Below are 21,217 nucleotides of genomic sequence, written 5' to 3' on the forward strand. Positions count from 1 at the left end.
CCCTGGACTGGGGCGGACCGCCGCGCTCGGCGGACCTGCTCGTGGACACCACCGCTCTGACCTGGATCGAGCACAACGCCGACGACCTGGTGGTGACCGTCGGCGCCGGGACACCCCTGGCGGAACTGGCGGACGTGCTGGCGGAGGCCGGGCAGCGGCTGTCGGCCGACCCCGTCCGCTCCGGCGGAACGGTGGGCGGGATGGTCGCCACGGGGGTGTGCGGTCCGCGCCGTCTGCTGTACGGGGCGCTGCGGGACCTGGTGATCGGTATGACCGTGGTCCGCGCCGACGGTGTGGTCACGCGCACCGGGGGCCGGGTCGTGAAGAACGTGGCCGGGTACGACCTGGCCAAACTGCACACGGGCGCCCTGGGAACGCTGGGCCTGATCACGTCGGTGACCTTCCGTCTGCACCCGGCTCCGCCCTCCCTCCGGGTGGTGTCGACGGCTGTCCCCTCCCCGGCCCGCGGGGAGCGCGCGGTGACGGCGTTGCGCGCGCGGGCGGTGGCCCCCTCCGCCGTGGCCCTGGACTGGCCCTCGGAGGGCCCCCCGTCCTTGCACGTGGTCCTGGAGGGGATGACCGAGGGGATGGCCGCCCGGGTCAGCGAGGTCCGCGACGCGCTGGGCGGGGACACGGTCGTCGCGGAACGGCTCCCGGAAGGGTGGGGGTTGGTTCCCGAGCGGGGGACGCTCGCCCTCGTGTCGTGTCCCCCCGCGGAGTCGGTCGCCGCCGCGGCACGGATCCGCGAACTGGCCGGTACCGCCGGAACGGAGGTACTCGTGCGGGGCTCGGCGCCCAGCGGGGCGCTCCACGCCGTCTTCCCCCCGGCGACCGACGCCGCGGCGGTCGCGGAGGTCGCCGAGGGGGTGCGATGCCGTCCTGGCTGGTCGCTGACGCTCCTACGTGCCGAACCGCACGTGCACGCGGCCGGGGTCGACCTCTGGGGCGAGGTCCCGGGGCTGGCGCTGATGCGCTCGGTCAAGGACGCCCTGGACCCCGACCGCCAGCTGGCGCCGGGGCGGTTCGTCGGAGGGATCTGAGCCGGGGCGGACGCGCCCGCCCCTCGTCCACAGGATCCGGCGGAGGCGGTGCCGCCACCGCGGATCCGTGATCCGATGAGAATGGGGGCCCACCAGGAAAGACGTTTCGTCGTGCGCCCGCTCTGGTCCCGGCACGCGCCGGATCAGACCAGGGAGGTCTCCCCTTCGGCCACGATGGCGGCCGGGCCGCTCAGGCGGGCGCCGTCGGCGTCGAGGAACACGGTGCACTCGCCTCCGAGAACCCGCACGGTCCACGTGGCGCCCTCCCCCTCCGGGGTGGCGGCGGTCGCGGTGGCGACGATCCCCGTGCCGCACGAGCGGGTCTCCCCCGAGCCGCGCTCGTACACGCGCATCTCCAGAACACCCGGCGCGACCTCGGTGTACACCTCCACGTTGGCGCCCTGTGGGAAGGCCTCTGCATCCAGTTCCGGCGCCAGGCTCAGGTCGATCCCAGAGACCGGGCCGTCGACCTCGCACGCCAGGTGCGGGTTGCCGACGGAGATCTGCGCCCCGTGTACGACCCCCCCGGCGAGCTTGGCCGAGGAGGTCCCCTGCCGCTCGACCCTGCCCATGTCTATGGTGACGCCGCCGTCGGGCTCGATCCACACCTCCTTGGCCCCGTCGCGGGTACCCACCTCGAAACGGTCGCGGTCGAGGAGTCCGGTGTGCAGCAGGTAGCGCGCGAACACCCGCACACCGTTGCCGCACATCTCGGCGACGGTGCCGTCGGAGTTGCGGTAGTCCATGAACCACTCGCACCGCTCGGCGGTACGGGCCGCCGGGGCGAGGGGTTCGCCGAGGGCGCGCGTGCGCACCACGCGCAGGACGCCGTCACCGCCGATGCCCGCCCGGCGGTCGCACAGCAGACGGACGGTCTCCTCCGTGAGGTCGAGCTCCCCGTCGGGGTCGGGGAGGATCACGAAGTCGTTCTCTGTTCCGTGGCCCTTGGCGAATCGCATGCCGACCATCCTAGGGCGTGTTCCGTGGATGCCGCCCGTAGCGGGCGCCGTCCGGCTTCCGGCTCTCGTGCGAGCCGGCGGACGGCGCCCGGATCAGAGGGGGTCCCCTACGACGGAGCCGTGCCACCGGAGCGTTCGTCGGCGGTGGCCGGGGCGGTCGGGCGGGAGAACCAGGGAGCGCACACCAGGATCACGCCCCGCAGGAGACAGGTGATGACGAGGGCGAAGAAGAGCCCGAAGACGACGTGCATGCTGACCAGAACGCCGTACACCATGGCCGTGGTCAGACCGAAGACCATCTGGTTGCGCGGCTTGTTCGGCGTCGTCCCGGGGTCGGTGATCATGTAGTTGGTGAACAGGATGAAGGCCACCCCGGTCAGCGGAGCCAGCGCCGCCACCAGCATGTGGTCGAGGAACAGCCACCGCAGTACGGCCTGGAGGGCGAAGCCCCCCACCCAGGCGAGGATCAGCGGCCACCGCTTGGTGAGGTTGACGTTGAGCATGGTCCCGGCCATGAGGATCCCGAGCGGGATCAGCCAGTCCACGGCGCCGAAGGCGTCGTTCGTGAAGTGGTACGGCGGGGCGATCCCCACCCACGGGAAGAGCAGCAGCGTCACCGCGATCCCGAGGTTGGAGGGGTTGAGGAAGTGCCGCCTGCGTCCGTTGACGGGAATGCGCAGGAGGTACTTGTTGCCCACCGCGATGGACACGGCGAACAGGTACGGCCACAGCGAGGTGTTGCCCCACAGGAGCATCGCGCAGGCCAGCGCCGCGATGTGGGTCGGCAGCAGGTAGTCGACCAGCTTGCCGAACCCGCCCGCGTACCCGGGCGCCCGGTTCGAGAACCGCGCGTCCAGGGTCTCCAGGACGAGGTCGAGCGTGTAACCGAACAACAGGGCGACGATGGGCGTCACGGGCGACTGCTCGAAGCCCAGGAACAGGTGCCCCACGATGTTGAACACGGTGATGGAGGTGGCGAACATGCGCAGCGCCTTCAGGCGCCTGTCCACCGGCGGTTTCGGTGTCGGCTCGGAGGTGGTGGGGGTCGCTGGCGGCTCCCCGGGGGTACCGGTGGCCGGACCGCCGTCGGATCTGGTGACAGTCATCGGACAACCGCCGTTCCGTCGTCGTTGAGGAGGATCGTCTGGGTTCCGGGCTCGACCACCAGGTCGGCGGTGTGCGTGCCGCCGCGGCCGTCCCGCCAGGAGAGGGTGACCGGCAGGTCGCCCTCCGGCGCCGCGAGGTGGACGATGGAGTCCGAGGCCCCCACGTGGCCGTTGGCCGGGAAGAGCTGACGGATCTGCGGGGGGTGCCCCTCCTCGTCCACGACGACCGAGGCGCCGATCGCGGGGGTCGGCGCGCCGTCCGCGGCCCCCGGGCGCACCAGGCGGAGCACGACCCCGGGCGCGGCGTCGGGCGCGGTGTTCAGCAGCAGGCGCGAGTCCTGCCACTGGTTGGCGACCATCGCGTCCAGGAGCCCGTCACCGTTGACGTCGCCGAAGGAGAAGGCGCGGGTGACGTCGTCCTCGGCGATCCCCAGCGGTTCGGCCAGGTCGTCGTAGCGCCCGTTCCCGCCGCGTACCCAGAAGGGGTTGGACTCGTGGCCGGACAGGTCGTCGCCCTCGGCGAAGGTGGGCCAGACCCAGGGGTACTTGAGCAGTTGGTCGTTGCCCATCGCGATCTCCTGCAGCTCCGGCCAGCGCGTGTTCTCGCCCCGGAGGAAGCCCGTGGCCTGGAACAACTCATCGGTGCCGTCGTTGTCGAAGTCGCCCGCCTTGACGTCCCAGGACCATCCGCTGCGCGCCAGGCCCAGTTCCTCGCTGGCCTCGTCGAAGGGCACGGAGCCGTCCAGGAGATCGGCCCCCTCCCCGTCGGGGACGAAGGCGAAGTTGCTCTCGTGGAGCGCGTAGGGGCTGGTGATGTTGCTGACGACCATCATGGGCAGGTCCTGGCCGTCCACGTAGGTGAACGTGATCCCCATGCCCTTGAACGACCCGTTCCCCATGACCTGTGACTTGGGGGTGGTCAGGTCGCGTTCGCCCTCGACCAGCTCCAGCCGCACGTCACCGGGGGTGGAGGTGTTGACCAGGAGGTTGTCGTTGCCGAAGTCGTTGCCCAGGTAGATGTCGGGCAGGCCGTTGCCGGACAGGTCCTGGAAGCCGATCGCCAGGGTCCAGGCGGTCATCACCCGTTCCGGGAGAGCGGCGGTCGCGTCGGTGACGGTCGGCGGGGTGTCGGCCTCGCCGGTCGGCTCGGTGAGCAGGACGTGGTTGCGGCCGGCGTTGGTGGCCAACCCCATGCTCTGCTGCATCTCCATGCGGGTCTCGTCGTCCGCCTCCGGGTCCAGGACCCGGGCGCCGTCCGGGAAGTAGTTGCCGACGAGGACGTCGAGCGCGCCGTCACCGTCGACGTCGGCGACGTTGAGCGCGGTCGTGTTCCAGACCTGCGTCGGCGTCACGAACTCGTGGGCGGTGAAGTCCTCCGCGGTCGGGGCCGCCTCCGGGGTTCCCGTGTTCAGGAACAGGACCGGGGAACGCCCCCAGTAGTAGACGATGATGTCCTGGTCGCCGTCCTCATCCATGTCGGCGGGGACGCAGCCCATGGGGGCCATGGTGTGGTCGTAGGGAAGGCCGTCGGGCAGCAGCTCCACCACCGGGTAGTCGGCCGCTCCGCTCCCCGGTGCGTTGCGCAGGGTGACGCTGTCGTCTCGTGGATCGACCAGGCAGGCGTCCGAGGACGTGCCCAGGCCCCGCAGGTCGAGCAGGGCGCCGCCCGCGCCGACCGAGGAGATCCATCCACGGAAGTGGTCCAGGTCGGGCGCCACGTCACGTTCGTGGCGCGCGTCGTCGGGTTCGGAGTTCAGGGCGAGTGTCTCGAAGGCGAAGGTCGCCGCCCGTTCCGCGCGCTCCTGCTCGCTCGCGGACGGACGGATGGTGAGGGCCCCGAGGGCACCCACCGTCACCAGGGCCAGCGCGACCGTCGCCACGCGGTACATCAGCCGCATTCGGTGCTCCTTGGAGGCGGGTGGCCCGGCCACCCGTCGAGTTGGGGACGCTCTTCAGGTTCACCGAGCCTCCACGGCACCTTCCATATCCATTCTTGCGACACCCCGAAAAGAGCGGAAATAATTCGCAATCCAGAGGACGTGACCGAACTCCCTTTCCATTGAAGATGGCCATGAAATGCCTTCCGACAAAACAAGGGAGACCACATGGCCACCACTGACTCCATGATCATCCCGGGCCTTTCCGCGGAGGATTCCGCGCACGTCGCCGGACTCCCGAGCCGTATCATCGCGGCCTGGGCCGACCAGGACGCGAAGGCGTTCTCCGAGGTGTTCGCCGAGGAGTGCACCATGGTCCTGCCCGGGGTCCTGTGCAGCGGACGCGAGGAGGTCCACGGCTTCATGGCCCAGGCCTTCGCCGGCCCGTTCAAGGGCACCCGGGTGACGGGCGCGCCCGTCAGGGCGAGGGCCCTGGGCGCCGACGCCGCGGTCCTGGTGACCCAGGGCGGGGTCATGGCGCCGGGTGAGGAGGAGGTCTCCGACGCGCGCGCCGTCCGGGCCACGTGGGTGGCCGTGCGGACCGGGGACGGCTGGCGGCTCGCCGCGTACCAGAACGGACCCCGCGACGCCGCGTGAACTCAGACGGTGTGCCCCGCGCGGCGGGGCACACCGTCCTTTCCGTGTCGTGTGTGCGCGGTGTCCGGCCGCGCCGGGCGGTCAGTCCCCCTCGACGGCCAGCTCGACCACGGAGATGTATCCGGCCGGGTGGACGGCGCGCAGCGAGAGACCGGCCCGTTCCGCGAGTCCTCCCAGGTCGGACAGGCCCCGCTCCCTGCCGCCGCTGTAGACCAGCATCCGCAGGTCCATCGCCGTGCTCGGCGACTCCCCGTCGGCGCCGACCGCCTCGACGACCAGGACGGTTCCGCCGCTCCCGGCGGCCTCCGCGCACCGGCCCAGGATCTGCGCCGCGGGATCGTCGGCCCAGTCGTGCAGGATCGAGGACAGCACATACCCTCCGGCTCCGGCGGGCAGGGGGTCGAAGAAGCTGCCGACCACGGCGCGCGCCCGGTCGGACAGGCCCTCGTTCCGGAACGACCGCCGGGCGGCGGACGCGGGCCCTTGGAGGTCGACGAGCGTCCCCTCCAGCCGCGGGTGCGCCTTCAGCAGGGCGCACAGCAGGGCCCCGCTTCCGCCCCCGACGTCGACGACGTGCCCGAGGGCGCCCCAGTCGTAGGCGTCCACGACGGCCCCTCCGTCGTATCCGACGTGGTGGCCCATGAGCGCGTCGAAGGAGGCCGACAACCGCGGGTCCGCGCTGAGGTCGTCCCAGAAGGGGACCCCGTGGCGCACGTGGTAGGCCGCCTCACCGGTGCGGACGCTGTGTTCCAGGTCGACGAGGCTGAGGTCGCCCCGGCCGACCGCGGTGGTGGTGTCCAGCCACTGCCGTCGGCCGCCCTCGTGCCCCTCGCACAGCTGCCGCCCGTACTCGGTCAGCGCGAAGTTCCCCCTGGGCTTCTCGGTGAACAGGCCGACCGTGACCAGGTGCCGGAGGAGGCGCTCCAGCGCGTCCGGGTGCGTCCCGGTGGCCTCGGCCAGGAGGGGCGCCGTGCACAGCCCCTGTTCGACCCGGTCCGCCAGGCGCAGGGTGGCCGCCACCCGCACGGCCATGGGCGTGGCCAGGTCGGCCAGCGCCCTCAGCCCCGGACGCCGCGCTCCGTTCTCGCTCATGAGCTCTCCCCGCTCGGACGGCGCCTCAACGCGTCAGCCCTCGGTCCGTGGGCCGCACGGGTCCGCCGGCCGGGCCGCCCGGCCGTCCGCCCATGAGCACGCGGCCCATGATCGAGGGGCCCATGAGCTTCTGGGGCGGATCGACCAGGGAGATGGCGCGGATGAAGCCCCGGGCCACCTCGGGGTCCGTGGCGGCCGCGGCCTGGACCCTGGTGACGTAGCGGTTGGCCATGTGGGTCGCGATCGTGCGCCGCCCGCGCACGCCGGAATAGCCCAGGTCGGCCGCTGCGGACATGCTCCACGGGGCGTCGGTCACCTTGGCCAGGTCGCGGAAGAAGGCCCGCGGGTCGGGCTCCCTCCCCCGCTCCAGGTGGCGGGCCAGAACGTCCGCGCCCATCGCGGCGACGGTCATGCCCTGGGCGTAGACGGGGTTGAAGACGCAGGCCGCGTCACCGAGGACCAGGTAACCCGAGGGCAGGCCCCGGAGCCGCTCGTAGCGCCGCCGGACACTGGCGGGGGAGCGNNNNGCTGTTCCGCGTCGCGGACCGCCTCGTAGATCTGCGGGATCGACAGGGACTTGGCGAAGGCGAGGAAGCCCTCGCGGTCGGTCGGGGCCCGATCGCCCCGGATCCCGTTCAGAGTGAGCGCGTAGCGGTCGGCCAGGCGGGCGAAGATGGCGCCGCGCGGGTTGTCGGGCGTGGCGGTGGGGACCAGGGCGATGTCGTCGCCGAGCGGGTCGTTCGGCAGCGGCCCCACGAAGTCCATGGTCGTGTAGGTGAGGTCGATGTGGACCTTCTCCTCCGGGACGCGGCCGTAGCCGAACTCCTCCAGCCAGCGGGGTGAACGTGAACCGCGGCCGGTGGCGTCCACGACCAGGTCCGCCTCGATGACCTCCTCGTCACCGGGGCCGCCCTTGCCGTCCGCGCCCCGCTCCTGGACCCGTACGCCGTCGATCCGCGTCCGGTCGGGGGTGGACCGCAGGCCGACGATGTCGGTGTTCTCCCGCAGGACGACCCCGGGCAGGGCCGTGACCCGGGCGCGGACGCGCTCCTCGATCACGGGCCGGTTGGCGCCGACGCAGGACATGCCCGTCTCCACCTCGGCGAGCATCCGGCCGTTGAAGTAGTAGTGGCAGGTGGTCCCGTAGTCGCCCACCGGCACTCCGAGCTCGACGAGGTCGTCGAGGAAGCCGGGGAACAGCTCCTCCAGGATCCGCCGGCCGCGCTCCAGCAGGGCGTGGATGTGCACGGCCCAGGGAACGGCCGTGCGGGGTTCGCGACCCACCTGGCTGAGGGTGTCGCGCTCGATGACGGTGACGCGCTCGTACGTGTCGGAGAGGACACGTGCCGCGAGCAGACCACCCATACTGCCGCCGAGCACGACGGCGTGGCCGAGGCTCCTGGTTCCCATGGACGTGTGCCTTCCCTTTCGGTCTGGACAGCTGGGGGAAACGCTAGTCCCGCGACCACGGAAATTCTTCTCACGCATTGCTTGAGGGACTCCAGAATTCACGCTTCTTCAAAGGTGCTCACTTCGCTCCGGGGGCTACAACCACGACTTTCTGACCGGTACCTTCGCCAGGCGACCAACGGACGGGGACCGTCGTTTTCTCGTTCGGTTCGCCAGCACCCGGACTAGGCGTGAAATGAGGACTGATGCGCTCGTTTCGAGTTGACTTCCCCCAGGAGGAACTGGACGACCTCCGCACACGGCTCTCCTCCACCAGGTGGCCCGAGCAGGCCGGAACGGCCGGATGGGACAGCGGAGTGCCCCTCCCCTACCTCCGGGAGCTGGCCGCCTCCTGGCGCGACGACTTCTCCTGGCGCGCGGTGGAGAAGCGCGTCAACGCCTTCCCGCAATTCGTCACCACGATCGACGGCGCCCCCATCCACTTCCTGCACGCCCGCTCCCCCGAGCCCGACGCGGTCCCCCTGCTGATCACCCACGGGTGGCCGGGGTCGTTCCTGGACTTCCTCGACGTCGTGGGCCCCCTGTCGGACCCCCGGTCCCACGGGGGCGACCCGTCGACCGCCTTCCACGTGGTCCTCCCCTCGCTCCCGGGGTTCGGCTTCTCCGGTCCGCTCACGGAGCACGGTTGGACGCTGCCGCGGGTGGCCGAGGCCTGGGCCCAGCTCATGTCCTCCCTGGGTTACGACGGCTACATCGCCCAGGGGGGCGACATCGGCGCCACCGTCGCCCGGCTGCTCGGCCTCCAGGACAGTGACCACGTCCTCGGCACCCACGTGAACTTCCTGTTCACCCCGCCCCCGGACGATCCCGCAGCGTTGGCGGACCTGCCGCCTTCCGACCTGGCGAGGCTGGAGCGCCTGGGCGTGTTCGCGGACCGGGGGTCGGGCTACATGAAGCTCCTGTCGACCCGCCCGCGCTCGGTGGGCTTCGGCATGACCGACTCACCGGTCGGGCAGTTGGCGTGGACCGCCGAGAAGTTCCAGGAGTGGAGCGGGGCCCGCGACCTGCCTGAGGAGGCGATCGACCGGAACGCGCTCCTGGCCGACGTCACGCTGTACTGGCTGACCAGGACCGCGATCTCCTCCGCCTACATCTATTACGACAACGCGGCGGGGATGCCCACCGCGGCGACGCCGCCCCCTCCCCTCCCGCCGGTCCCCGGCCCGTTCGGTGTGGCCGTCTACCCCCACGACCTGGCACAGCCCATCCGGTCCCTGGCCGAGCGCGAGTTCCCGGCCCTGGTCCACTGGAGCGAGCACGACCGGGGCGGGCACTTCGCCCCGCTCGAGGCGCCGGACCTGTTCGTCGACGACCTGCGGGCGTTCCTCCGGGCGGTGAGGTCGGCCTGAGGCGTGCCGGCCGCGGAGGCCGGTGGCGCCCGCTCCACCTGACGCACGCGGTGGCCCGCCCCGGGGGCGAGNTGGCGGGGCGGGTCGGTCAGCGGAAGATCCGCTCCATGATCCTCCGGGAGACCGCGCGGGGCGCGAGGTCCAGCGCGGTGGTCATCAGACGGGTGACGGTGCCGGGCACGGCGACCGTGCGACCCGCGTCCCACGCGCGCAGTGCTCCGGACACCACCTCCGCGGAGGTGGTGTGGCCCGGGGTCTTCTCCACCTTGTCGCCGAGACCGGCGACGTCGCTGAATTCCGTGACCGTGGGCCCGGGACACAGGGCCATGGCCCTGACACCGGTCCCCCGCAGCTCCGTGGCCAGGGACTGGGCGAACGACAGCAGGAAGGCCTTGCTCGCGCTGTAGGCGGCCATGTAGGGCGTCGGGACGAACCCGAGGTTGGAGGCCACCACGACGACCCCTCCCCTCCCCCGCTCGACCATGCGGGGCACGACGTAGGAGGTCAGCTCCACCGTGGACATCACGTTGAGGTCGAGCATCGCCAGCGTGTCCGCGCGGTCGGTCCCCACGAAGCTCCCGTGGACACCGCGGCCGGCGTTGCAGACGAGCAGGTCGGCGCCGCCGAGCTCCTCCGCGCGGTCGGCCACGGCGCGGGCGGAGCCCTCGGCGGTCACGTCCCGGATCTCCGGGACCACCAGGCCTCCCGAGTCGGCTTCCAGTTTCGCGAGTCGGTCGGCTCTGCGCGCCACGGCCAGGACACGGTAACCGCGCCGGTACAGGGCACGGGTGTACTCCGCGCCGATGCCGGAGGAGGCTCCGGTCACGACGGCCAGGGGTGCTGTGGACATGGTCACTCCAAACTGAGGCGCCGCCACCCGGGACGGAGGGGAGGGTCGGTTCCGGTCAGGCGGCGATGTGCATGATCTCCAGCGCGACGCCGTCGGGGTCGGTGAAGGTGAAGAGCGCGAAGGGGAGCGGCTCCGTGTACTCGCGGATCTCGCTGCACTCCACCTTCAGCGCGACCAGGTGCTCACGCCACTCACGGAGCTCCTGGAGGCTGGCGGCGGCGAAGGTCAGGTGGTCCAGGCCGGTGCGCTGGGGACCGAAACCCTCCTCCGCGTTGGCCTCGTGCTCGGTGATCCCGAGATAGACGTGCGTGCCCGGCCGCATCAGACCCGCCGTTCGCCCGCCCTCGAAGCGCTCGCTCATCCACTGGACCATGCCGAGCTTCTCCTCGTACCAGCGGACACTGCGTTCCAGGTCGGTCACCGAGACGCCGACGTGGTGCAGCGCGGCGAGTCCCTGCGGGGTCTGGGCGACCGGTCCGTTCGGCTGAGTCAGGACGATTTCCATGGTCAGGACCTCCTCTAAAGCGTCGGAGCCTCGAAAGTACGACGGCCGGACGCGGAGACGCTTCTTCCCGCGTGCCGAAAAGCACGACGAGAACGCCTCTGAACGATCAGGGGGAACAGCAAACGGGGAGAAGGCACCCGCTTTTTTCGAAAGTTAGTCTGAACCATCGGATGCGTTTCCACCGGACCCGCGTTCGGTGCCGTGAAGACAGCCGAAATCGAGAAGCGACACCGGCCACGCCGGGAATCCACCTGATGACACACTCCGTTGGAGGTCATTTTCCATGTCCGAAGCCGTGTGCCCCTACACCCTCGACCCCCAGGGAACCGACACGCACGGAGAGACGAAGCAGCTGCGGGAACAGGGGCCGATCGCCCGTGTCGAACTGCCCGACGGAGTTCTCGCCTGGTCGGTCCACGACTACGCGATCGCCAGGGAGATGATGGGGAACCAGGAACTGTTCTCCAAGAACCCGCGCCGCAACTGGCCCGACTACATCAACGGGAAGATCTCCAACGGTTGGCCGCTGATCACCTGGGCCGCCATGGACACCATGGCCACCCAGGACGGCGCCGACCACGCCCGCCTGCGGAAGCTGCTCCTGAAGGCGTTCACGCAGCGCCGTGTGGATTCCATGAAGCCCTATATCGAGGCGACGGTCACCGAACTCCTCGACAAGCTGGAGGCCAACTATTCCGGTGAGCCCATCGACCTCAAGGGCCACTTCCACATGGAACTGCCCACCCGGCTGATGTGCGACCTGTTCGGCGTGCCCGAGGACCGACGCGAGAAGGTCCTGGAGGGCGGCCACAAGAACATCGACACGCGGATCTCCGCCGAAGTCGCCGAGAACAACCTCGAACAGTGGCAGATCGCCATCTCCGAACTCGTCCAGTACAAGCGTGAGAACCCCGGTGACGACCTGACCACCGGGATGATCGCCGCCATGGACGAGGACGGGTCGCGCCTGAGCGACAGCGAGATGATCGGCACCCTGCACCTGCTGCTCGGCGCCGGTTCCGAGACCCTGGTCAACGCCCTGGCCCACGCCTCGGTGGAGCTGATGTGCAACCGCGAGCTGCTGGCCAAGGTCAAGGCGGGCGAGATCTCCTGGGAGGACGTCTTCGAGGAGACGCTCCGGGTGGAGTCCCCGGTGGCCCACCTGCCGTTCCGGTTCGCCACCGACGACGTGGAGATCGGCGGGGGGGAGAACNNGGCGGGGTGAAGATCGCCAAGGGCGACGTCATCCTCATCGACTTCGCCGGTGTCGGCCGTGACCCGGCCGTGCACGGTGAGACGGCCGACGACTTCGACGCGCTCCGCGAGGAGAAGACCCACCTGTCCTTCGGGCACGGCGTGCACTTCTGCCTCGGCTCCCGTCTGGCCAAGAGCGCGTGGATGAGCGGTATCCCCACCCTGTTCGAACGCTTCCCCGACATCGAGCTCGCGATCGAGCGCGACGAGCTGGTCGGCCAGGGCAGCTTCGTGGTCAACGGCCACGCGACCATCCCCGTCCACCCGTACGGCGCCCCCGAGCGCAAGGCCTAGGTCAGCGGCGAACACGAAGGGTCACACGATGCCAGAGGCAGTGCGCGGCGACGGCACTCCACCCGACACCGAGGACGTGAGCCCCGACGAGGCTGGCGGGGGCATCCTCGGCGACCTCGACGACGACTACGCGGACATGGGTGACCTCCCCCTGGAGCGGGTGCGGTCCGCCGACGGCACCTCGATCGCCTACACCAAGTTCGGGAGCGGCCCGCCGGTCGTGGTGGTGGGCGGCGGGCTCAACGACAGGGCCATGTTCACCCCGCTGGCGACGATCATGTCGGAGCGCTTCACGGTCTACAACTACGACCGGCGCGGGCGCGGCGACAGCGAGTGGGGCGACCCCGACACGTGGACGATCCAGCGCGAGGTCGAGGACCTGGCGGCGGTGCTGGAGGTCGTGGGCGAGCCGAGCCACGTCTTCGCGAACTGCACCGGTGGGATGGTGGCCATCGTCGCCGCGGCGAACGGGGTCCCGATGGTCCGGCTGGGCCTGTACGAACCGCCCTACTGGTCCACCGCCACCACCGAGGAGCAACTCGCCGATCTGAGGAGGTTCATCGCCGAGGGCCGGGCGGAGGAGGCGGTCACGCTCTTCGCCAGGGACGTCGTCGGCTTCGTCGACGACGAGTCGATCGTCCACTTCCGGAGCCACCCGGCCTGGAGCGCGTTCCAGACGATGATCAAGTCCACCTACTACGACGCCCTGATCAACCGGGACCACCTGGAGGTCCCCCTGGAGGAGCTCCGCAGGATCCCGGTCCCCACGCTGGTGATGCGCGGTGACGACGGCCAGAAGGTGATCCACGACGCCTGCGCCCGCATCGCGGAGGAGGTCCCGGACTCGGAGCTCCTGACGATGGAGGGCTACGACCACCTCTTCGACCAGAAGGCGGGGGCGCCGCACCTGATGGAGTTCTTCTCCCGGTGACCGCCCGTCAGGCCCGGGTGCGTTCCCCGCGGGGAACGCACCCGGGCCCCGTCACGACCGGGGTCGTGGCGGGGCCCGGGGACAGATCCGGTCAGTCCCGTGCGGTCACGGACTCATGAGGCCGATGGTGTTGCCGTCCGGGTCGGTGAAGGCGGCGATGCGCCCGTCGGGCGTGCCCGTGGGAGCCAGCGCCGTGGTCCCGCCGAGCTTCTCCGCCCGGGCCAGGGCGGTCTCCACGTCCTCCACCGGGAAGAAGGCGACGAACCCCCGGTAGGGGCTGTCGGGCCCCGCCTGGCCGATGCCCCCGGCGGGCGCCCCGCCGTCGGAGCTCACCAGGGCGTAGGTCTCGTCCAGGGAGTTGATCTGCCAGCCGAACATCTCCCGGTAGAACTCCTTGGTCCGGGCGGAGTCCGGGGTGGAGATGTCGAACCATCCCGGGGTGGCGGGCGTGGGGTTCTCGACGTTCTCGGCGGCGTCGTTGTCGGCCATGCTCGGTCTCCTGTTCCTTTCGTGGCGGGTCAGCTGAGGCGTTGGCGCAGACGGACGGTGATCTCGTCACCGAGGTCCTTGCCGAGTTTCTTGCGCAGGGCGGCCTTGACGGGAAGCATGTGGGTGCCGTCGCCCATGGGGAGCATGGTGGCCTGGAACTCCTGGTCGTCCATGGTTCCCGCCACCTTGACGGCCTTCCTCGTCCCGAAGAACTCTCCCGAGTCGGGGACGATCACGCAGGCCCAGCCGCTGTTGTCCTCCTTGATGATCTTCTGGGTGAAGGTGTTGTCGATCTCCTGCGCGGGTCGTGGTTCCGCGGGCATGTCGCCTCCCTTGTTCCGTGGATTCGTGCCGCCGTGCCGTGTCGGACCGCCCGTGGGCGGGCGGCCCGGCACAGGGTGTGTCCTATGAGCGCACGGCGGTCGTCAGTGCCGTCGATATCCGCTCCGTCTCGGCGGCCGTGACGATCAGCGGTGGCGCCAGGACGATGCTCGCCCCGGTGCGCCTGGCCAGGACGCCGGCCTCCCGCATGGCCCGGCGCACGGCCGAGGCCCGGCGGGGGTCGTCCATCTCGACGGCGACCAGCAGTCCCCGCCCCCTGACGTCGAGGACCGACGTCGCCGACCTGGCCCCCTCCAGTTCCGCGAGCAGCTGCGCGCCGCGTTCACGGGCGTTGGACACCAGCCGCCGCTCCTCCAGGACGTCCAGGACCGCGAGTCCGGCCGCGCACGCGGCGGCGTGCCCGGAGTGGGTGTGGCCGTGGACGAACCCGGCCCTGGCCTTGTTCCGGTCGAAGACGCCGAAGACGTGCTCGGTGGTGGTGACGGCCGCCAGGGACATGTATCCGGCGGTCAGGCCCTTGCCGGTCACGAGCACGTCCGGGCGGACCCCCGAGTGCTGGTGGCCGAACATCTCCCCGGTCCGGCCGAACCCCGTGGTCACCTCGTCCAGAACCAGTAGGACGCCGTGGCGGTCGCACAGCTCGCGCACCGCCCGGAGGTAGTCGTCGGGCAGCACGCGCACGCCGCGCGCCTGCACCGGTTCGATCAGCACGGCCGCGGTGCGGTCCCCGTGGGCCTCCAGGTGGGCGCGTAGCGGTGCCACGCCCTCCGGCCCGCCGTCGCCCTCCGGTCCGGGTACGGACGCGAAGCCGGGCGGCCCCACCTCATCGGAGACGGGCGACGGGGCGGGGGCGCACGCGGCGGCTCCCAGGGTCGAACCGTGGTAGGCGCCGCGCAGCGAGACGACCGTGCTCCGCTCCGGACGCCCCAGGGCGGCGTGGTAGAAGCGCACGATGCGGATCGCCGCCTCGACGCCCTCCGAACCGCTGTTGCAGAAGAAGGTGCGGGTCAGCGGTGGGTCGGCCAGCTCCGCGATGCGCCGTGCCAGTCGCACCGCCGGGGCGGTGGAGCCCTCGCCCAGGTCGTAGGTCATCAACCGGGACAGCTGCGCGCCGACCGCGTCGACCACCTCGCGGCACCCGTAGCCCAGGGTCGCGTTGAACCCCGAGGACTTGGCGTCGAGGTAGCGGCGACCGTCGGCGTCCTCGACCTCGCACCCCTGGCCGGCGACGGCCACGACGGTGTCCGGGTTGACGCGGGTCGGCGACCAGGGGTGCCACAGGTGTTCCGCGTCGAGGGCGAGCAGGGCCTCCCGGTCCGCCGCCGTCGCCGTGGACGGATCGGTCCCCAGGGCCTCGGTCACGACGAACCCTCCCGCGCGCTCGGCTCCGCGGACCCGCCGGGCCCACCCGGCTCGTCCCCGGCGGACTCGTACGCCGCCGCCCTCGCCACCATGGGGTCGCTCAGTTCGGTGTCGACCCTCTCGAACAGGGCGAGGATGACGAGCCCCCCGATGATCATGAGGACGCCCCCGACGAGGAAGGCGAGCGAGTATCCCTGGGCCGCCGCCACCGGAGCGGAGGCGCCGGCCTCGATCGCGGTCTCGGCGTGGCGGATCGCGAGGGTCACCAGGACGGCCACACCGGTCGCGCTGCCGACCTGCTGCATAGTGGTGAGCACCCCGGAGGCCAGACCGGAGTCCTGGCCGGTGACCCCGTGCAGCGCGGCGTTGAGCGAGGCCGGCATGCTGAGCCCGGCGAACAGTCCGAAGACCAGCATCCCCGGTACGACGCCCAGGAAGTAGGAGCTGTCCGGGGTGACCATGCTCGTCAGGATCAGGCCTCCCCCGGCTCCGGCGTAGCCGAGCGCGGCCACCACCTTGACGCCCAGGCGCGGGACCAGCGCGGTGCTCACCCCGAGGCCGACCGGGATGCCGACGGTCAGCGGGAGCCAGGCCAGACCGGCCATCAGCGGGGAGAGTCCCAGGATCTGCTGGTTGAACAGGCTCATCATGAACGTGTAGGAGATGAACGCCGCCATGAAGAGCAGGGAGACGAGGTTGATGGTCGACCTCGTCCGGTTGGCGAAGAAGTCGAGCGGGATGAGGGGGTTGCGCGACCTGCGCTCGACCACCACCATCAGCACCAGCAGGGCGGCGCCGACCACGAGGGGCGCCAGCACCTGGACCGAGCCCCAGGAGCGCTCGGCGGCCTGGAGGAGCCCGTAGACCACGCCGACCAGTCCCAGGGTCAGGGTCGCCGCGCCGACGAGGTCGAGGCTGTCGTCCTTGCCCCGCGTCATCCGGCTCTCCGCGACGAAGCGGGGGACCAGGAACAGGACGACGAGGGCGACGGGCAGGTTGATGAAGAAGATCCAACGCCAGGAGGCGAGGTCGGTCAGGACGCCGGAGAGGACGTAGCCGAGCGCGCCGCCGATCCCGGCGAGCCCGCCCCACAGTCCCAACGCCTTGGTGCGCTCCTTGGGGTCGGTGAACAGCAGGGCGATCAGGGCGAGGGAGGCGGGGGCGACGAGCGCCTCGGCGGTCCCCTGACCGAAGCGGCCGACGATCATCATCCACGGGGCGGTCGCGGCGCCCGACAGGGCCGAGGCGAGGCCGAAGACGACCACACCGATGAGCAGGACGCGTCGGCGGCCGAAGAAGTCGGCCATGCGGCCGCCCAGCATCAGCAGGCCGCCCGCCGCGAGGACGTATCCGTTGACGACCCAGGTCAGACCCGAGGGTGAGAAGCCGAGTCCCTCCTGAATCCTCGGGAGGGCGACGTTAACGACGGTCATGTCCAACAGGATCATGAGTTGCAGACTCGACAGGAGGGCGAGGATCCACCATCGCCGGGGGTCCGCCTGCTGTCGTGGATCGCCGTCTCTCGACGATCCCTGCTGCGGATCTGCCGTTACCACGCGATTACTCCCTTGTTCGTCGCCTGTTCCAGAAATGCCCGAAATGCGCCTTGTATTAGTCGAGCCATGGGCTCGACACACTTCTGGCCGCTCCCCCTTTTCGGATGTTCACAGCGTATACCTAGCTGTTCGACGAAGCAATCACATGTTCGAAGTCCACCGGTTTCTCATGCACGGGACGTGCGCACGCGCACCGGCACCGACTCCCACGCGCGCAGGGTGTTGTTGGGGCGGCGGCGCGGGGTACCGGCGATCCCGATCGTCTCCACCCGGTCCACCAGCGCCCGGAGCAGGCACTCCGCCTCCAGGCGCGCGAGGTTCTGGCCCACGCACTGGTGCAGGCCGAACCCGAAACCGAGGTGGCCGGACGGGTCGCGGCCCAGATCGAACGCGTCGGGATCGGTCCAACGGCGCGGGTCGCGGTTGGCGGCGCCGAGGAACAGCAGCACCTTCGAGCCGCCGGGGATCACGTGACCGCCGATCCGGACACCGCGCGTGGCCGTCCGGAAGAACGTCTGCACGGGCGAGGCCCAGCGCACGGACTCGTCGAACGCCACGCGCACCAGGTCCGGTTCGGCGCGCAGACGGTCCCACTGCACGGGATGGGTCGCGAGCGCGTACAGCAGGGAGGCGAGCGCGTGCACGGTGCTGTTGACACCGGCGGCGAAGAGCGAGCGCACCACCAGCGGCGCCTGCTCCGGAGTGATGTCGCCCCGGTCAGCGGCCGCCCAGATCCGCGCGCCGAATCCGCCCTCGGCGAGGACCTCCCGGGCGCAGTGGGCGTCCACCCACTCGGACAGTTCCCTGGCCCGGTGCGCCTGCGCCCGGACCAGGTCGTTGCGCGGGCCGAAGGCGTTGAGCAGGAAGTCGCTGAAGGGCAGCATGTTCTCCCGGCCCGCCTCGGGGATGCCGAGCGCGTCGGGGACCACCCGCAGCGGGAACGCCTCCGCCAGGCGGGAGACCGCGTCGAACTCGACGACGGCCCCCTTCGGCAGCAGGCGGTCGACCAGCTCGGCGGCCTGGTCCGTCCAGCGCGCGCGCAGACTCCGCTGGGTACGGGGACCGAGCAGGTCGGCCAGGACGCGGCGGGGCGCGTCGTGCCAGGGGGGATCCGCCTCCAACAGGACGCTGCGCGCGCGCCAGGGCCGCACGACGCGGAAGTTCGACAGGCCGACCCCGGCTCCGGACTCCAGGCCCTGCCAGTCGCGCAGGGCCTCGTACACCTGCTCGTACCTGGCCATCCCGTAGACGTCGTGGGCACTGAGGTACACCAGGGGCCCCGCCTCGCGCAGCGTCGACTCGAACGGGTGCGGGTCCTCGAGCACGTCGGGGGCGAAGGGGTCGGTCCCGAGGGTCGGCGGTGCCTCCTCGGCGCGGATCCGGGTCACGGTGGGTCTCCTCCCTGGCGGGCCGGACACTGGGCCGGCCGGGTCGGTCGTCTCAGATGTCCAGGACAAGCCGGTCGCCGAACGAGCGGGAGACGCACGGGAGCATGCGGTCCCCGGTCCGGCGCTCCTCCTCGGAGAACAGGGAGTCGCGGTGGTCCACCTCGCCGGAGACCACGGTCGCCTCGCACGTCCCGCAGGTGCCCGACTCGCACGACGTCAGCCGGTCCACGCCGACCGACCGCAGGGCGTCCACCACCGTCTGGGACGGTGCGACGGTCACCCGCCTGCCCGTGCGCGCCAGGACCAGCTCGAAGGGCGTGTCCTGTACCGCCGCCTTCGGGGCCCGGGCGGTGAAGCGCTCGGTGCGCAGGGTCGGGGCGGGCCAGGGCCCGCACGCCCGTTCCACGGCCCGGATCATTCCGGCGGGACCGCAGCAGTAGACCCGCAGGCCCGCGCGCGGTTCTCCCAGCCAGTGCCCGAGGTCGGGGCGGCCCCTCTCGTCCTCCGGGACGACGTCGACGCGGTCGCCGTGACGGGCGAGTTCGTCGAGGAAGGCCATCGACGCGCGGCGGCGCCCGCCGTACACCAGGCGCCAGTCCGCTCCGACCAGGTCCGCCTGGTGGATCATGGGCAGCAGCGGGGTGATCCCGATGCCCCCGGCGAGGAACAGGTAGTGCTCCGAGGGCACCATGGGGAAGTTGTTGCGCGGCCCGCCGACACCGACCGCGTCCCCGACTCGGAGCCGGTCGTGGACGTAGGCCGAACCGCCCCTGCCGTCGGGCTCACGCAGGACGGCGATCCGGTACCGGTAGGGGTCCCAGCGGTCCCCGCACAGGGAGTACGGGCGGACGGTGCCGTCGGGCAACACGAGGTCGATGTGCGCTCCGGGGGTCCAGTCCCTCAGCCGGGCTCGGTCCTCGTGTTCGAGGACGAGGGCGACCACCCCCTCCGCCGCCGGTTCCTTGGACACCACACGCAGGGTCAGCCCGTGTGCCGGCATGTCCCACCTCCTCGACGCTCTCGCGCGGCCGTTCGGACGGGCCCCACCCGAATGACCGGTCCGACGTCACGCTTCCACCGCGGCCGCCGGGCTGTCTTCTTCGTGGCTGCGGTATGGCCTCGGGAAACGCTCCCATCGGCCCGCCACGCACGCCACCAGCAAAGTTCACGCTGTATACTGGGTGTGGAGGTGACCTGGACGATGGCCAGAGGCGAGCGCCCCTATCACCACGGGGACCTGCGGACGGCGCTGATCGACGCCGGCCTGGAACTCGCGCGCGAGGGCGGGGCGGACGCGTTGGGGCTTCGCGTGGTCACCCGCGCCGTCGGGGTGACGCCCAACGCCGCCTACCGCCACTTCGCCGACCGTGAGACGCTCGTGCTCGCCATCGCCGAGCGGGCCCAGGACAAGCTCGCCCGGTCGATGCTCGACCACATGGACACCGACGCGACCGACGCCGACCCCGTCGACCGGGCCGTGCACAACCTCCGCGGGGTGGGGCTGGGCTACATCCGGTTCGCCCTGTCCGAGCCCGGTTGGTTCGAACTGGCCATCCTCACCGACGACTCCGCGTCGGGGCGGGAACCGGTCGAGGAGCGCGTCCCCCCGCCTTTCCGGCTGCTGCTCCAGGCCCTCGACGACATGGTCACCGCGGGCGCGCTGAAACCCGAACGGCGACCGAACGCGGAGTGGGTCTGCTGGTCCTCCGTCCACGGTTTCGCGGACCTGGCCACCCGGGGGCCGCTGCGGGGCCACGACCGCGCCACCATGGACGCGCTCGGGCACCACGTGGTCGTCCAGGTCGTCGACTCGCTCACCGCCTAGCACCCGGCGTTCGGGGGCCTTCCCTCCGGGCCGCCGCCCGGAGGGAAACGGTCACCCGGTCGGGGCCGGAGGGGCACCGCCCGCGTAGTCGACCCCACCCGCCCCGCGCGCCCGCGCCCGCAGAGCGTCGTTGAAGCGCCGCATGCGGTCCAGGACGGCCGGGTCGTCGCGCGGCGCGGTGCGCTGCACCCCGAGGAGCACGGTGAGGGGGTCGCGCACACCGGGCAGGCCCGGGGCACGCAGACGCTCGGTCGGCAGGCTCAGGACGAGGACGCTGCCGCCCGCGCCGAGGCCGTCGGCGGTCAGACCCTCCAGGGTCTCGGCGATGACCGCCCCGGCGACCGCCCCCGGCAGCAGGACGTTGTAGCGCGGATGCGGGTCCCGCTCCCAACCCCCGAGCCGACGGGCCTGCGCCACGAGCGGCGCGTACCGGTGGAGGAAGTCGCCGTGGGCCGTGGACCACGTCTCGGGGCCGCGCCGGCACCGCGACCCGTCGAGCGGGACACGACCGCCCGGAGCGCCGTCGCCGCCCCCGACCACCGCGGCGTCCAGGGTGTGGGTCCACACCCCCGCCCGGTCCAGGGTGAGCCGGCCCTCCACGTGGTCGAACCGACCGTCGAACGCGATCCTCCTCTGGTCCGCGAGGAACGCACCGAGCTCCGAGTACACGAACCGGTGGCGACGCACCGTGCTCCCGGCCCGGACCAGCCCGACCGTGGCACGCGTGATGGTGCCGTACCTTCCCTGGGTCCCGCGCACGGCGTCGAAGAGGTCGGGGGCCCGGTCGGGCGAGCAGACGACCACGCGCCCGTCCGGGGTGACGACCTCGAGCTCCGCGACGTGGTCGGCGACGTAGCCGTACCGGTGGCTC

19 protein-coding genes and 1 pseudogene are annotated in these 21,217 nt (G+C 71.4%); 6 read left to right on the plus strand and 14 right to left on the minus strand.

The genetic code is table 11. The features are described 5' to 3' along the window. On the plus strand, nt 1-1,040 hold a 1,040-nt coding region (locus D471_RS0111095; protein WP_017598688.1), incomplete at its 5' end, for an FAD-binding oxidoreductase. A 143-nt stretch (nt 1,041-1,183) separates the two neighbouring features. On the opposite strand, the gene dapF is transcribed toward D471_RS0111095, so the two are convergent. The 3 genes from dapF to D471_RS0111110 form a co-directional block, all read right to left on the minus strand. After that, a complete protein-coding gene (gene dapF, locus D471_RS0111100) occupies nt 1,184-2,008 on the minus strand; it encodes a diaminopimelate epimerase (RefSeq protein WP_017598689.1) in 825 nt (274 codons plus the stop codon). 98 nt (nt 2,009-2,106) lie between these two features. Beyond that, the gene (locus D471_RS33855) at nt 2,107-3,105 is read right to left on the minus strand and encodes a hypothetical protein (RefSeq protein WP_017598690.1); all 999 of its coding nucleotides are present in this window, start codon (nt 3,103-3,105) and stop codon (nt 2,107-2,109) included. Continuing rightward, complete coding sequence (locus tag D471_RS0111110) at nt 3,102-5,003, minus strand: FG-GAP repeat domain-containing protein (RefSeq protein ID WP_017598691.1); 1,902 nt, start codon at nt 5,001-5,003, stop codon at nt 3,102-3,104. The genes D471_RS33855 and D471_RS0111110 overlap by 4 nt, the downstream gene beginning before the upstream one ends. A gap of 207 nt (nt 5,004-5,210) precedes the next feature. On the opposite strand from D471_RS0111110, the gene D471_RS0111115 reads away from it, so the two are divergent. Further along, entirely contained in the window at nt 5,211-5,639 is a 429-nt protein-coding gene (locus D471_RS0111115) for an SgcJ/EcaC family oxidoreductase (protein WP_017598692.1), read from the plus strand. 81 nt (nt 5,640-5,720) lie between these two features. Here the strand turns inward: D471_RS0111115 and D471_RS0111120 are convergent, their stop codons facing one another. Both D471_RS0111120 and D471_RS41290 read right to left on the minus strand, forming a co-directional pair. Next, nucleotides 5,721-6,731 (minus strand): methyltransferase, encoded by a 1,011-nt coding sequence (locus tag D471_RS0111120; RefSeq protein WP_017598693.1) that lies wholly within the window; start codon nt 6,729-6,731, stop codon nt 5,721-5,723. A 25-nt stretch (nt 6,732-6,756) separates the two neighbouring features. Further along, entirely contained in the window at nt 6,757-7,143 is a 387-nt protein-coding gene (locus tag D471_RS41290; protein WP_206538932.1) for a hypothetical protein, read from the minus strand. A 1,243-nt stretch (nt 7,144-8,386) separates the two neighbouring features. Here D471_RS41290 and D471_RS0111130 point away from each other — a divergent pair. After that, nucleotides 8,387-9,550, plus strand: a complete 1,164-nt coding sequence (locus tag D471_RS0111130) for an epoxide hydrolase family protein (protein ID WP_017598694.1) — start codon at nt 8,387-8,389, stop codon at nt 9,548-9,550. Between the two features lie 88 nt (nt 9,551-9,638). On the opposite strand, the gene D471_RS0111135 is transcribed toward D471_RS0111130, so the two are convergent. Together D471_RS0111135 and D471_RS37620 are read right to left on the minus strand one after the other, a co-directional pair. Then, a complete protein-coding gene (locus D471_RS0111135) occupies nt 9,639-10,400 on the minus strand; it encodes an SDR family NAD(P)-dependent oxidoreductase (protein WP_017598695.1) in 762 nt (253 codons plus the stop codon). A gap of 55 nt (nt 10,401-10,455) precedes the next feature. Beyond that, nucleotides 10,456-10,905, minus strand: coding sequence for a VOC family protein (locus tag D471_RS37620; RefSeq protein WP_017598696.1), 450 nt, complete (start codon nt 10,903-10,905; stop codon nt 10,456-10,458). Between the two features lie 1,221 nt (nt 10,906-12,126). On the opposite strand from D471_RS37620, the gene D471_RS41295 reads away from it, so the two are divergent. Both D471_RS41295 and D471_RS0111155 read left to right on the plus strand, forming a co-directional pair. Then, nucleotides 12,127-12,453: a cytochrome P450 gene (locus tag D471_RS41295; RefSeq protein WP_241479600.1), complete on the plus strand. Its 327-nt coding sequence runs from the start codon at nt 12,127-12,129 to the stop codon at nt 12,451-12,453. 28 nt (nt 12,454-12,481) lie between these two features. Continuing rightward, nucleotides 12,482-13,384, plus strand: a complete 903-nt coding sequence (locus D471_RS0111155) for an alpha/beta fold hydrolase (protein WP_206538934.1) — start codon at nt 12,482-12,484, stop codon at nt 13,382-13,384. 105 nt (nt 13,385-13,489) lie between these two features. On the opposite strand, the gene D471_RS0111160 is transcribed toward D471_RS0111155, so the two are convergent. The 6 genes from D471_RS0111160 to D471_RS0111185 all read right to left on the minus strand — a co-directional run bounded on the left by D471_RS0111160 (nt 13,490) and on the right by D471_RS0111185 (nt 19,521). Next, nucleotides 13,490-13,873, minus strand: a complete 384-nt coding sequence (locus tag D471_RS0111160) for a VOC family protein (protein WP_017598698.1) — start codon at nt 13,871-13,873, stop codon at nt 13,490-13,492. A gap of 29 nt (nt 13,874-13,902) precedes the next feature. Beyond that, nucleotides 13,903-14,196: a DUF1905 domain-containing protein gene (locus tag D471_RS0111165; RefSeq protein ID WP_017598699.1), complete on the minus strand. Its 294-nt coding sequence runs from the start codon at nt 14,194-14,196 to the stop codon at nt 13,903-13,905. Between the two features lie 82 nt (nt 14,197-14,278). Beyond that, entirely contained in the window at nt 14,279-15,577 is a 1,299-nt protein-coding gene (locus D471_RS0111170; protein WP_017598700.1) for an aminotransferase family protein, read from the minus strand. Continuing rightward, complete coding sequence (locus tag D471_RS0111175; RefSeq protein ID WP_338045331.1) at nt 15,574-17,214, minus strand: MFS transporter; 1,641 nt, start codon at nt 17,212-17,214, stop codon at nt 15,574-15,576. Before D471_RS0111175 ends, D471_RS0111170 begins: the two co-directional genes overlap by 4 nt. Nucleotides 17,215-17,300: 86 nt before the next feature. Beyond that, entirely contained in the window at nt 17,301-18,521 is a 1,221-nt protein-coding gene (locus D471_RS0111180) for a cytochrome P450 (protein WP_017598702.1), read from the minus strand. A gap of 52 nt (nt 18,522-18,573) precedes the next feature. Further along, nucleotides 18,574-19,521 carry a PDR/VanB family oxidoreductase gene (locus D471_RS0111185; protein WP_017598703.1) on the minus strand — a complete coding sequence of 316 codons (948 nt, stop codon included), beginning with the start codon at nt 19,519-19,521 and terminating at the stop codon, nt 18,574-18,576. Nucleotides 19,522-19,722: 201 nt separating this feature from the next. Between D471_RS0111185 and D471_RS0111190 the strand changes: the two genes are divergently transcribed. Then, nucleotides 19,723-20,346 (plus strand): TetR/AcrR family transcriptional regulator, encoded by a 624-nt coding sequence (locus D471_RS0111190; protein ID WP_040689213.1) that lies wholly within the window; start codon nt 19,723-19,725, stop codon nt 20,344-20,346. Between the two features lie 51 nt (nt 20,347-20,397). On the opposite strand, the pseudogene D471_RS40125 reads toward D471_RS0111190, so the two are convergent. Further along, nucleotides 20,398-21,217 (minus strand): annotated as a pseudogene (locus D471_RS40125) (FAD-binding protein); the annotation flags it as partial.

Origin of the sequence: Nocardiopsis lucentensis DSM 44048 (assembly GCF_000341125.1) — a bacterium.
GTDB lineage: Bacteria > Actinomycetota > Actinomycetes > Streptosporangiales > Streptosporangiaceae > Nocardiopsis > Nocardiopsis lucentensis.

Coding starts and splice junctions, on each gene's coding strand:
- D471_RS33855 (WP_017598690.1), bottom strand. CDS start 3,105: ATGACTGTCACCAGATCCGACGGCGGTCCGGCCACCGGTACCCCCGGG.
- dapF (WP_017598689.1), bottom strand. CDS start 2,008: ATGGTCGGCATGCGATTCGCCAAGGGCCACGGAACAGAGAACGACTTC.
- D471_RS0111190 (WP_040689213.1), top strand. CDS start 19,723: ATGGCCAGAGGCGAGCGCCCCTATCACCACGGGGACCTGCGGACGGCG.
- D471_RS0111135 (WP_017598695.1), bottom strand. CDS start 10,400: ATGTCCACAGCACCCCTGGCCGTCGTGACCGGAGCCTCCTCCGGCATC.
- D471_RS0111155 (WP_206538934.1), top strand. CDS start 12,482: ATGCCAGAGGCAGTGCGCGGCGACGGCACTCCACCCGACACCGAGGAC.
- D471_RS0111110 (WP_017598691.1), bottom strand. CDS start 5,003: ATGCGGCTGATGTACCGCGTGGCGACGGTCGCGCTGGCCCTGGTGACG.
- D471_RS37620 (WP_017598696.1), bottom strand. CDS start 10,905: ATGGAAATCGTCCTGACTCAGCCGAACGGACCGGTCGCCCAGACCCCG.
- D471_RS0111115 (WP_017598692.1), top strand. CDS start 5,211: ATGGCCACCACTGACTCCATGATCATCCCGGGCCTTTCCGCGGAGGAT.
- D471_RS0111160 (WP_017598698.1), bottom strand. CDS start 13,873: ATGGCCGACAACGACGCCGCCGAGAACGTCGAGAACCCCACGCCCGCC.
- D471_RS41290 (WP_206538932.1), bottom strand. CDS start 7,143: ATGACCGTCGCCGCGATGGGCGCGGACGTTCTGGCCCGCCACCTGGAG.
- D471_RS0111165 (WP_017598699.1), bottom strand. CDS start 14,196: ATGCCCGCGGAACCACGACCCGCGCAGGAGATCGACAACACCTTCACC.
- D471_RS0111130 (WP_017598694.1), top strand. CDS start 8,387: ATGCGCTCGTTTCGAGTTGACTTCCCCCAGGAGGAACTGGACGACCTC.
- D471_RS0111185 (WP_017598703.1), bottom strand. CDS start 19,521: ATGCCGGCACACGGGCTGACCCTGCGTGTGGTGTCCAAGGAACCGGCG.
- D471_RS0111120 (WP_017598693.1), bottom strand. CDS start 6,731: ATGAGCGAGAACGGAGCGCGGCGTCCGGGGCTGAGGGCGCTGGCCGAC.